The organism is Leifsonia sp. C5G2, from assembly GCF_013359685.1.
Taxonomy (GTDB): domain Bacteria; phylum Actinomycetota; class Actinomycetes; order Actinomycetales; family Microbacteriaceae; genus Leifsonia.
The window spans coordinates 243254-254391 of sequence record NZ_JABFMV010000005.1 but is presented as its reverse complement, the minus strand read 5'-3'; the positions used below and the strand labels follow the sequence as shown (position 1 = coordinate 254391).

10 protein-coding genes are annotated in these 11138 nt (G+C 73.1%); 2 read left to right on the top strand and 8 right to left on the bottom strand.

The features are described 5' to 3' along the window. Window positions 1-67 precede the first annotated feature (67 nt). The 5 genes from HNO83_RS09470 to HNO83_RS09450 form a co-directional block, all read right to left on the bottom strand. On the bottom strand, window positions 68-538 hold the full coding sequence (locus HNO83_RS09470; RefSeq protein WP_175337275.1) for a GbsR/MarR family transcriptional regulator: 471 nt from the start codon (window positions 536-538) through the stop codon (window positions 68-70). A 13-nt stretch (window positions 539-551) separates the two neighbouring features. Further along, window positions 552-2246: an ABC transporter permease gene (locus tag HNO83_RS09465; protein WP_249776612.1), complete on the bottom strand. Its 1695-nt coding sequence runs from the start codon at window positions 2244-2246 to the stop codon at window positions 552-554. Beyond that, window positions 2243-3199 (bottom strand): ABC transporter ATP-binding protein, encoded by a 957-nt coding sequence (locus HNO83_RS09460; RefSeq protein ID WP_175337274.1) that lies wholly within the window; start codon window positions 3197-3199, stop codon window positions 2243-2245. Before HNO83_RS09460 ends, HNO83_RS09465 begins: the two co-directional genes overlap by 4 nt. Window positions 3200-3252: 53 nt before the next feature. Then, window positions 3253-4089 carry a hypothetical protein gene (locus HNO83_RS09455; RefSeq protein WP_175337273.1) on the bottom strand — a complete coding sequence of 279 codons (837 nt, stop codon included), beginning with the start codon at window positions 4087-4089 and terminating at the stop codon, window positions 3253-3255. Window positions 4090-4177: 88 nt separating this feature from the next. Next, window positions 4178-4798 (bottom strand): hypothetical protein, encoded by a 621-nt coding sequence (locus HNO83_RS09450; protein WP_175337272.1) that lies wholly within the window; start codon window positions 4796-4798, stop codon window positions 4178-4180. Window positions 4799-4868: 70 nt separating this feature from the next. Here HNO83_RS09450 and HNO83_RS09445 point away from each other — a divergent pair, with 70 nt between their 5' ends. Continuing rightward, window positions 4869-6203, top strand: coding sequence for an MATE family efflux transporter (locus HNO83_RS09445; RefSeq protein ID WP_175337271.1), 1335 nt, complete (start codon window positions 4869-4871; stop codon window positions 6201-6203). A 71-nt stretch (window positions 6204-6274) separates the two neighbouring features. On the opposite strand, the gene HNO83_RS09440 is transcribed toward HNO83_RS09445, so the two are convergent. Together HNO83_RS09440 and HNO83_RS09435 are read right to left on the bottom strand one after the other, a co-directional pair. Next, entirely contained in the window at window positions 6275-7483 is a 1209-nt protein-coding gene (locus tag HNO83_RS09440) for an amidohydrolase (RefSeq protein ID WP_175337270.1), read from the bottom strand. A gap of 113 nt (window positions 7484-7596) precedes the next feature. Continuing rightward, window positions 7597-8667 (bottom strand): LacI family DNA-binding transcriptional regulator, encoded by a 1071-nt coding sequence (locus tag HNO83_RS09435; RefSeq protein ID WP_175337269.1) that lies wholly within the window; start codon window positions 8665-8667, stop codon window positions 7597-7599. A 70-nt stretch (window positions 8668-8737) separates the two neighbouring features. Here HNO83_RS09435 and HNO83_RS09430 point away from each other — a divergent pair, with 70 nt between their 5' ends. Then, entirely contained in the window at window positions 8738-9979 is a 1242-nt protein-coding gene (locus HNO83_RS09430) for an MFS transporter (protein WP_175337268.1), read from the top strand. A gap of 75 nt (window positions 9980-10054) precedes the next feature. Here HNO83_RS09430 and HNO83_RS09425 read toward each other — a convergent pair whose 3' ends face one another. Continuing rightward, a complete protein-coding gene (locus HNO83_RS09425) occupies window positions 10055-11101 on the bottom strand; it encodes a lactonase family protein (protein WP_175337267.1) in 1047 nt (348 codons plus the stop codon). Window positions 11102-11138: the final 37 nt, after the last annotated feature.

The window sequence follows — 11138 nt, the reverse complement described above, 5'->3', positions numbered from 1 at the left end:
CCGCGAAGACTGCACGGTGGGCCGGCGTGTCGCGTGCAGTCTTCGCGGACTCGACGGCGGGGTGCGGCTAGGAGCCGGCGGCGCGGACCTGCTCCCACTCGGCGATGAGGGTGGGGAGACGGCGCTGCAGGAAGCGGTAGAAGCCGGCCATGTCGCGCAGGCGCTCGGTCGCGGGCGACTCCGGATCGCCGACGGCGGCGAGGCCTGCCTCCGCCTGATCCGCGAGGGTGCCGTAGATCGGGCTGTTGCGCACCATGAGCGCGTACCAGTCGCTGGGCAGCTCGTACCGGTCGCGCCGACTCCCGGTCTGCGAGAGGCGACGGATGATCCCCAGCGTCTGCAGGTAGCGGACCGCACCGGAGATCGCCGCGGCGCTCACCTCCAGCCGCTCGGCGAGCTCGGCGGCGGTCAGCCCCGGCGACTCCGTCACCGTGAGGGCCATCATGACGCGGGCCGGCATCTTGGGGAAGCCGGCCGCCGTCAGGACCGCGGCGGAGTGCTCCATCACCTCGGCGAGCGCCGCCTCGTCTGTGGCCATGGGCACCGTCTCTCTATCCGATTGCGAAGTCGCGCCGGCGGATCAGGGCCGCAGAGACCGCGAGGGCGACGACCGTGATGCCGAACATCCAGTATCCACCGGTCCAATCGACGTCGCCGACCACGACCGGCGCATCCGCGAACGGCGAGAGGTGCCGGACCCCGTCGGGCAGGTCGATCAGACCGCCGAAGAGGCCGATGAACGCGCCGAGGCCGAGAACCGACCAGGAGACCGGGATGGTCCACGACGGCAGCAGGACGAACACGAGCGTCAGCACCCCGAGGTAGACGAGCGCGACCGGGAGCTGCGCGGACGCGGCGGCGATCGAATCGCCGATCGTCGACGAGGGCTGCCCCGACGCGACCGCCGAGAGGCCGGACGCGATGGCCGCCGCGAGCAGCACCGCCACGATCGCGAGCACGCCGACGGCGACGAACGACATCAGCCAGCGGATGCGGCCGAGCGGCGTCGACATGAGCGTCTCGGCGCTGCCGGACGCCTCCTCCTGGCGCAACCGGATCACGGCCTGGACGGCGCAGGCCGCCGCGAGCACGCCCACGATCGAGAAGATCGCCGAGATGAACAGCTGCGTCAGCGGACCGGAGCCGCCCGCCCCGATCTTGCCGATCTCCTGCCGGATCCCGGCGAGGCTCGGGTCGTTCGCGATCGAGCTGCCGACCAGGCTGCCGAGCGCACCGGCGAGCAGGCCCGTGAGCGCGCCGCCGACCGTCCAGCCGACCACGATCGGCCACTGCAGCCGCCATGCCAACCCGAACGCCCCGCTCAGCAGCGGCGATGCGGACACCCGGCCCGCCCGCTCCGGGATCACGCCGGCGCCGGTGTCGCGCACGGCCTGGAGGCCGTACACGCCGGCCACCAGGACGGCCGCGAAACCGAGCATCAGCAGCAGCGGCCGCCAGTCGTTCGCCGTGTACGGGGCGAACTGCTCGCCCCACCCGATCGGGCTGAGCCAGGTGGGCCACGCCGAGCGCACGTGCGTACCGTCGCCGAACGGCGTCCCGGTCGCGTCGCCGATGCCGCGGAGGGCGAAGGCGAGCACCACCACGGCGGAGGCGAAGCCGTTGGCGCCGCGCGACGTGCTCATCAGCTGAGCGAGCAGCAGCCCGACGGCGAAGAAGGCGAGCCCTGCGCCGCCCACCGCGGCGCCGGCGACGAACGACCCGTAGACCGGCAGCCCGGCCGCCGCGAAGCCGAGCGCTGTCAGCACCGCGACGGCCGCGTCCGCCACCACGGCGTGCACGACCGTCGCCGTCGTCGGCAGCACCCGGCCCGCCTGAGTGGAGGCGACCAGCTCGGCCCGCCCCGACTCCTCCTCCGCGCGCGAGTGCCGCACGGCGAGGAACGTGTTCATCAGTCCGGCCAGCACCGCGAGGAACGCGAAGATCTCGAAGAAGGTGACGGAGGCCAGGCTGGTGCCCTGCGGCAGGCCGCGGAGCACGAGCACCGTCGGGTCGGCGATGGCGAGCCGGATGAGCTGGGTGCGCGCCGCGACGCTGCCGAAGGTCTGCTCGATGCTCCTGGCCGAGAACAGCCCGAGCGCCGCGATGACCAGCACCCAGATGAGCAGCTGCCAGCGGTCGCGGCGCAGGCGCTGGCGCAGCAGCGCGCGGAAGGTCGCGACCGGCCCCGCGCCCCGGGCGGCCTCGTGCGCGTGCGAGGGCTCGAGTCGTGCCGTCGCGGTGCTCATCGTGCCTTCGCCTCCTTCGCGGGTTCCGCGTCGGCCGCGGCGGCGCCCGCGAGGTCGTCGCCGTAGTGACGCAGGAAGAGCTCCTCGAGCGACGGGGGCGCGACGGTCAGCCCGCGCACGCGCAGCTGCGCCAGCGCGGCGAGCATGGGCGGGAGCGAGTCGCTGTCCGCCGTGAAGCGCACCCGCCCGTCCTGCACCCGCAGCTCGTGGGCGCCCGGGATCGTTGCGAGGGCGGCCTCGTCGTGGTCGCCGTCGGCGAAGGAGACCTCGGTGCGGGTGAGGTGGCGCAACTCCTCCAGGGTGCCGGTCTCGACGGTCTTCCCGGCGCGGATGATGCTCACGCGGTCGCAGAGCTGCTCGACCTCCGAGAGGATGTGGCTGGACAGCAGTACGGTCGCACCCTCGGACGCGACGCGGTGCACCTCGGACGCGAAGATGGCCTCCATCAGCGGATCGAGCCCGCTGGTCGGCTCATCGAGGATGTAGAGGTCGGCCGGGGTGGCGAAGGCCGCGACCAGCGCCACCTTCTGTCGGTTGCCCTTCGAGTAGGCGCGCCCCTTCTTGGTCGGGTCGAGCTGGAAGACCTCGATCAGCCGCTTGCGGCGGGCGGCGTACGCGGCCCGGTCGGCGGTGCCGCCGCGCAGCCGGGACAGCAGGTCGATCGCCTCGCCGCCGGAGAGGTTGGGCCAGAGGCTCACGTCGCCAGGAACATAGGCGAGTCGCCGGTGCAGCTCCACCGCATCCCGCCACGGGTCGCTGCCGAACACGGTCGCCCGGCCGCCGTCGGACTTGGCGAGGCCGAGCAGCACGCGGATGGTGGTCGACTTCCCGGCGCCGTTCGGCCCGAGGAAGCCGTGCACGTCGCCCTGGGTCACGGTGAGGTCGAGCCCGTCGAGAGCGCGGACCCGTCCGAAATGCTTCTCCAGCCCGGAGACGTCGATCACTGCGTTCATGGGCGGCATGTTACGCCCATTTCAGTAATTTGTGAAAACTGTGTTTTCTGAGATCAGGCCTGGCCGCACTGCACGGATTCGATGCCCGCGTAGTCGTAGGTGGAGGCGCTGTCCGGGATCGTGAAGGTGACCGGAACGCCCGCCGCGAAGTCGACCGTCGTGCTCCACTCGTCCAGGGTGTCGCCGTCGGGGGTGTCTGCGAATCCGGCGGTGACGGTGGCTGCGGCGCAGGAGTCTGCGGCCGTGAGCTCGAACGTCCAGCCGTCGACGTAGTGCACGTGGACGCCGTCGACGTCGTAATCCTCGACGGTCGTCGGCTCATCGGTCGGCCCATCGGTCGGATCCTCGGACGGATCGTCGGACGGTGCCTGGTACGGAGTGGGCCTGGCGGAGCTGCCGGCTTCGGCGACGCGCGCGGCACTCGCACCGATCGATGCGATGGCGAATACGGCCACCAAGAGGACGACCAGGCCCGCAGCGACACTCCCGAGAGTGATGCCGACGACGGCCCCGGTCGACATGGGCCGGCGACGGTTCGGCGGGGGAGGAGGCGCGTACCAGGCGCTCTGTGACGGCTGCGGCTGCGGCTGCGGCGCGGCGGGCTGAGAGGCGGGGTAGCCGGGTAGGGATCCGGCAGGCTGCTGCTGCGGCGGATACGCGGGCTGCTGCTGCTGCGGATACGCAGGCTGCTGCTGCGGAGAGGGCTGCGGGCCGGCGGGCGGGCGCCACGGCGACGCCGCGAGCAGCGCATCCCGGGCCGCCGTGAGCTCGTCGATCCGCCGAGGGTCGCCCCCGGCCTCCCGGAAGCGGGACGCATAGGCATACTGCACCTCGTCGGCGCTCGCGGTCGGCGGCACCCCGAGCAGCCGGGCCGCCTCGTTCGGACTCACCGCACTCCCCCGTTCGCCTCGACGCCGCCGTCCCTTCGGCGCGTCTGGGTCGATCGTAGTGGTCCGCCGCCACGGGGCGGCTGCCCGCTCAGGCGGGGATGTCGCTGAGCCCGCGGGTGAGCGCCCCGACGTCACGGCGTCCCGGACGCTCCGAGGTCGCGATCTCGCCCAGCTCCCGGACGACGCGGGCGAAGTACGCGCCCGCCACTCCCGAGCGGTAGGCCTTCGGCTGCAGGTCGGCCTCGTTGCGCAGGTGGATCTCGGCGCGCGCCGCCTCGATCGGCGAGATGATCTTGACCCCGGCGCGGTAGCGGATGAGGCGGTGCACCCACTGGTCCAGCGGCTCGGGCAGCCCGGCCGGGACGCGGTCGTGCTCCGCCGCGAGCGACACTCGCGGTCGCGCTCCGGAGCGCGCGTCGCTCACCGTGGCCACGCCGGATTCGCGCTCGGCCTTGCGGCGGTCGGCCGCGAGGACCGAGAGCAGGTCGTCGTGCCGGTTCGCCTGTCGCGACAGCACCTCGAGCTCGTCGAGCGCCGTCGCGTACTCCTCCTCGTAGCCGACGTACGACTCGGGATGCGCCGCCCGGTCGTTGGCGAGGTCCGTGCGCGCGGTCGCAGCCTGCGACCGGGTGAGCACCGTACGGCCGTTGCGGACGCGCTCCAGCCGCCAGCTCCAGGTGGCGAGAGGTTCCGGCATGAGGTGGCTCATGCATCCACTGTAGGAACGACCTCCGACATCGCTGCGGCGACACTCGAACGCCCGGGTAGCGTTGAGGGTCGTGAGCACCCGCCTGCGCCGTCCCGTCGATCGGGAGATCCTGCGGCTCGCCGTGCCCGCCCTCGGGGCGCTCGTCGCCGAGCCGATCTTCCTGCTCGCCGACTCGGCGATGGTCGGCCACCTGGGCGTCGAGCCGCTGGCCGGGCTCGGGATCGCGAGCGCGGTGCTGCAGACGATCGTCGGGCTCATGGTGTTCCTCGCCTACAGCACGACCCCGGCCGTCGCACGGCGGCTCGGCGCGGGCGACGAACGCGGAGCGGTCGCCGCCGGGGTGGACGGCTGCTGGCTCGCGCTGGGCCTCGGCGTCGTTCTGGCGGGCGCGGGATGGGCGGCCTCGCCGTTCCTCGTCTCCCTGTTCGGCGCATCCACCGGCGTGACGGAACAGGCCTCGGTCTATCTGGGCATCTCGATGCTCGGGCTCCCGGCTATGCTGCTCGTCTACGCGGCGACGGGCCTCCTGCGCGGCCTGCAGGACACCCGCACGCCGCTGGCCGTCGCCGTCGCCGGGTTCGCCGTGAACATCGTGCTCAACTACCTCTTCATCTACGTCGCCGGTCTCGGGATCGCCGGGTCGGCGCTCGGGACGGTCGCGGCCCAGTGGGGCATGGTGCTCGTCTACGTCGTGATCGTCGCCCGGCATGCACGCCGGGTCGGCGCGCCGCTCCTCCCCCACCACGCAGGGATCGGGCGCACCGCCCGCGCCGGCGGCTGGCTGCTCATGCGGACGGCGAGCCTCCGCGCGGCCATGCTGCTCGCTGTGTTCGCGGCGACGCAGCTGGGACCCGACGAGCTGGCCGCCTTCCAGGTGACGATGACCGTCTTCGCGACCCTCGCGTTCGCCCTGGACGCGCTCGCCATCGCCGCGCAGGCGCTCATCGGCAAGGGGCTGGGGTCGGGCGACCTCGAGACGGTCCGAGCGGTGCTGAGGCGCTGCATCCAGTGGGGTGTCGGGGCGGGGGCCGTGCTCGGCGCCGTCACCCTCGCGTTGAGCCCGTTCGCGGCGGGGCTGTTCACGAGCGATGCCTCCGTCGCCGCACTACTGCCGCTCTCCCTGGCGATCGTCGGCCTCGGCGCCCCCTTGGGGGGTTACGTCTTCGTGCTCGACGGGGTGCTCATCGGCGCCGGGGATGCGCGCTACCTGGCGCTGACGGGTCTGGTGAACGTCGCCGTCTTCGTGCCGCTCGCGGCGGCAGCCGCGACCTGGGGCGGCCACGACGCGGCCGGGCTCGCCGCCCTGACCGCCGCCTTCGCGCTCGGTTACCTCGGCGCCCGCGCCGTCACGCTCGGCGTCCGCGCCCGCGGGACGGCCTGGATGCGCGCCGGCGCCACCGTCTGACCCATCCGTGGGACGCAACACGCCGTAAATCGCGCGGGCTCACGGCGTGTTGCGACCCATGGATGCGCGGGCTACGCCAGCCACTCCCGGGCGGCGACGACCAGCGCGCGGACGCCGGTGTCGATCGTCGGCTGCGGGATCGGCGCGAAGAACGGCGAGTGGTTCGACGGGATGTCGGTGTCCGCCGTCCCCGCGGCCAGCGCCCGCAGCACGGTCTCGGGGTCTGCGCCGCCGAGCATCCAGTAGACGAGCGGTGCGCCGGCCGCGGTGGCCAGGTTGCCGACGTCCTCGCTGCCGGACAGCGCGCCCGGGTGCAGCACCTTGTCCTCGCCGAACTCCGCGGCGAAGGCGGCGTTGACCCGCGCGGTCGAGTCCGGGTCGTTGACCGTGACCGGGTAGCGCTCACCCCACTCGAGGTGCGGTTCCTTCGGCGCGCCGGAGGCCTGCGACTCCGCCGCGATGACGCGGTGCACGCCGTCCAGCACGCGCTGCCGCACCTCCTCGTTGAAGCTCCGCACGCTGATGCCGAGCGTCGCCTCCGCCGCGATGATGTTGTTCTTGGTGCCGGCGTGCAGGCTGCCGACCGTCACGACGGCCGTGTCGTGCGGCGCGATCTCGCGCGACACGACTCCCTGCAGCCGCATGACCGTCGCGGCGGCCATCACGACCGGGTCGATGGTCGTCTCGGGGCGGGAACCGTGGCCACCACGGCCGTGGAGGGTCACCTCCATGGTGTCGACGGCCGCCATCGCCGCACCCGGATGCGCGCCGACCATGCCGGCCGGGGCCGGGAGCACGTGCTGGCCGAGCACCACGTCCGGCACCGGCACCTTCTCGTACAGGCCGTCGTCGACCATGACCTGCGCTCCGCCGCCGTGCTCCTCCGCCGGCTGGAACAGCGCGACGAGGGTCCCCGACCACTCGTCCGTGGACCCCTGCAGCGCCTCGACGGCGCCGAGCAGGCAGGTGATGTGGATGTCGTGCCCGCACGCGTGCATGAGCGGCACGGCGTTCCCCGCCTCGTCGGTCACCGTCTCGGTGGAGGCCCAGGGCAGTCCGGTCTGCTCGCGGACCGGGAGAGCATCCATGTCGGCCCGCAGCAGGACCGTCGGCCCGTCGCCGTTCCGCAGGACGCCGACGACGCCGGTGGTGGCGATGCCGGTGTGGACGTCGAGGCCGAGGTCTCTCAGCCGCTCGGCGACGATGCCGGCGGTTCGGTGCTCGGTGAAGGCGAGCTCGGGGTGGGCGTGCAGGTCGCGGTACAGCGCTTCGAGATCCATGCCGCCAGCCTACGGCGGCCTCCCGCGCACGCAATCGAGTGGTGACTCGATGCGGGAAACCTGCTCGAGTGGCCACACCGTGTCACCACTCGGCGAGGACGGGACGAGCGCGGTCAGCGGGCCCGTGGGGCCGCCGTCGTGTTGCCCTGGTGGAACACGCTCGTGAAGACGGCGGGATGCGGCTCCTCGCCCTCCAGCATCTCGACGACCGCGCGTCCGGCTGCGCGGCCCTTGTCGACGGCGGGCTGCACCAGGGTCGTGAGGTCGTAGGGCCAGAGGCCGTCGACGCGCACGCCGTCGAAGCCGACGACGCTAACATCCCCCGGCACCTCCAGGCCGAGCTCCTCCGCGGCGCGGATGACGCCGGCCGCGAGGAGGTCGCTCTGGGCGATGATCGCGGTCGGCCGGGAGCGGGCGTCGGCGAGCAGCGCGCGCCCTGCCGCGCGGCCCTCCTCGACGAACGAGCCCCGCGTCACCCAGCCGCCGGCCTCGGGGAAGACGTCGCGGGCGCCCCGCAGCCGGTCCAGTGCCGTGGTGGAGCTCGCGGCGGCGAAGCGCTCCGGCGTCAGCGCGCCGCGCGCGCGGTCGCGGGTCAGCGAGAGGGTGACGATGGCGACGTCGCGGTGGCCCAGGTCGTAGAGGTGCTGGGCCGCGGTTCGGGTGGCCTCCCGGTTGTCCTGGCCGATGGTGGGGACGCCGTCGGCCGGGTCGCCCTCGATCGCGACGAGCGGGATGCCGCGCTGCCGGAGGGTGGCGACCGACTCGTCGAGCCGGGGGCTGCAGCCGACCAGCACCACGGCGTCCATCGGGGCGTCCTCGATGCGCTTGGCCGCCTCCCCCGCGTCGGTGAGGATGAGCAGCCCGGCGTCGATGCCGGCGATCTCCTCCGTGATGCCGTCGAGCAGGGCGATCTTGATCGGGTCGCGGAACGCGTCGCGCACCCGCTCCTCCATCACGACGCCGACGATCCCGGACCGGCCGCGCCGCAGCGAGCGCGCCCTCGGGTCGGGCCCGGCGTAGTTGAGGCGCTTCGCCGCGGCGAGCACGCGCTCCCGGGTGGCCTCGGAGACCGGGCCCGTGCCGGAGAAGGCCAGGGACGCCGTCGAGTTGGACACGCCTGCCAGGCGGGCGACCGCGGCCAGCGTCGGCCGGGGGCCCGCGGGGGCTGTGCTGGGTTCGTTCACGTGTGGTAGCTTAGTCGAATCGTTTCGAGTCGAAACGATTCGAGCCCCCGAAAAGCCCTGGAAAACGCCGATGTCACAGCCGACCCCGACCACCACGCGCTCCCGCTCGGAGCTCACCGCCTGGCGCAACGCGGTCTTCGTCATCTTCATCCTGTCCGGCCTCGCGCTCGCCACTTGGGTGGCCCGCATCCCGGGCATCCGCGACGACCTGGGGCTCGGCAAGGACCCCGCGGCGATCGGCCTCCTCATCCTCGGGATGTCGGTCGGCGCCATCCTCGGGCTCACGGTGTCGTCTCCGCTGCTGGTGCGGTTCGGACCCCATCGCGGGATGGTCGGCGGGCTCGTCATCGTCGCCGTCGGAGTGCTGCTCATCGGGTCGGGCGCGACACTCTTCCACTCCATCCCCTCGGTCGCCGTCGGACTCATCCTGCTCGGCTTCGGCAACGGGATGGTCGACGTGATGATGAACGTGGAGGCCACAGCGGTCGAGCGCGAGATCGGCAAGACTCTGCTGCCGCTGATGCACGCGTGCTTCAGCCTGGGCACGGTGCTCGGCGCCGGCATCGGCGCGGCCGCCGCGGCGCTCGGCGTGCCGGTGGTCTGGCACCTCGTCGGCATCGCCGTTGTCCTCGTCGTGATCGCGGTGGTGGCGGTGCGATACATCCCGCGCGAGGCGGAGCTGGGCGACGAGACCGGTCCGGCCGAGAAGCTCCCCTTCGGCGAGCGCATGCGCGCGACGCTCGCGGTGTGGGCGGACTGGCGCCTCATCCTGATCGGCGTCGTGATGCTCGGGATGGCGTTCGGCGAGGGCTCGGCGAACGACTGGATCTCGCTGGCGGTCGTCGACGGCCACGGCCAGGAGAACTCCATCGGCGCCGTGGTGTTCGGCTTCTTCGTGGCGGCGATGACGGTCGGCCGCGTGGTCGGCGGCCCGGTCGTGGACAGGATCGGTCGCGTCGCCGCCATCCGCATCACCGCCGGGATGGGCGCGGTCGGGCTGGTGCTGTTCATCCTCGGCGGACCGATGTGGGTCGTCGTGATCGGCACGGTGCTCTGGGGCTTCGGGGTCTCGCTCGGCTTCCCGCTCGGCATGTCCGCGGCAGCCGACGGCGCCGCGAACCCGGCCGCGCGCGTCTCCGCCGTCGCGATCATCGGGTACCTGGCATTCCTGGCCGGGCCGCCGCTGATCGGCTTCCTCGGGCAGCATTTCGGCATCCTGAACGCGCTCTTCCTCGTGCTCGCACTGCTGGTCGCCTCGTTCCTGGCCTCCCCCGCCGTGCGCCCCGCCGAGCCTGACCCGAGCTCGAGGTGAGAGTAATCGTCGGAATCCTGGGCGAGTGGTGACATCTTGTCGCCACTCGACCAGGCAGGCGGAGACCGGGGCGGCTCAGACGAAGGCCAGGTGGACGGGGGTCGGGACGGGCGTGCGGCCGAGGGGGCGCAGGGTGCGTGCCGCGTCGTCGAACGCGAAGACGGCGACCTCGTCGCTGTCCTGGCAGGCGGCGAGCACGCGGTCGCCCTCCGGCGCGATCACGAGGTCGCGCGGGGTGCGGCCGCCGACCTCCACGACGTCCACGAGGGCCAGCCGGGATGCGTCGCGATCGAACGCGAACACGGCGATCGTGTCGTCCCCGCGGTTGCTGACGAGGACGGTCCGCCCGGACGCGCTGATGCAGACGGCGGCCGGGGTGTTGTCGCCGCTCGCGGCATCCCCCCGCGTCGTCGTGCTCTGCACCCGCACGAAGCGATCGCCCTCGCGGCGCAGCACATCCACGCTGGAGTCCAGCTCGTCGACCAGCACCGCGTGGCGCCCGTCGGCGTCGAACGCGAGGTGGCGTGGGCCTGCCGACCCGAGCACCACGGTCGCGTCCGGGCGCAGCGTCAGCCGGCCGTCGTCCGTGAGCGCGTACCAGCGCACCTCGCCCAGGCCGAGGTCGACCACGACCGCATCGCCGGTCACCGGGTCGATGCTGAGCTGGTGGACGTGCGGCCCGTCCTGGCGCGCGGGCTCGGGCCCCGAGCCCTCATGCTGCACGAACGCGGTGCGCCCGCCGAGCGAGCCGTCCTCGCGGAGGGCGAAGACCGAGACCGTCCCGCCGCCGTAGGTGCCCGCGAGCAGCAGCGGGCGGGACGGGTGCACCACCAGGTGCGCGGGCGAAGGTCCACCGCTAGACACCGAGCCCAGCTCCGTCAGGGCACCGTCGGAGGAGCGCGCGAACGCGACGACGCGGCCGTCCGGCTCCGTCTCGCTCACCGCGTAAACCGCCGTCCCATCCGGTGCGACGGCCAGCCAGGACGGGTTCTCCACCCGCGCGGCGACGACGGGTTCGGTGAGTCCCGTCCCGTCGAACCGGGCGGACAGCACCCCCTCCGCGTGGCCGTCGACATGCGGGAGGCGCTCGGTGTAGGTGCCGATGAGGAGCTCACGGGTCATTGGCCCATCCAATCACCACCGCCGCCGGGGCGGCGCA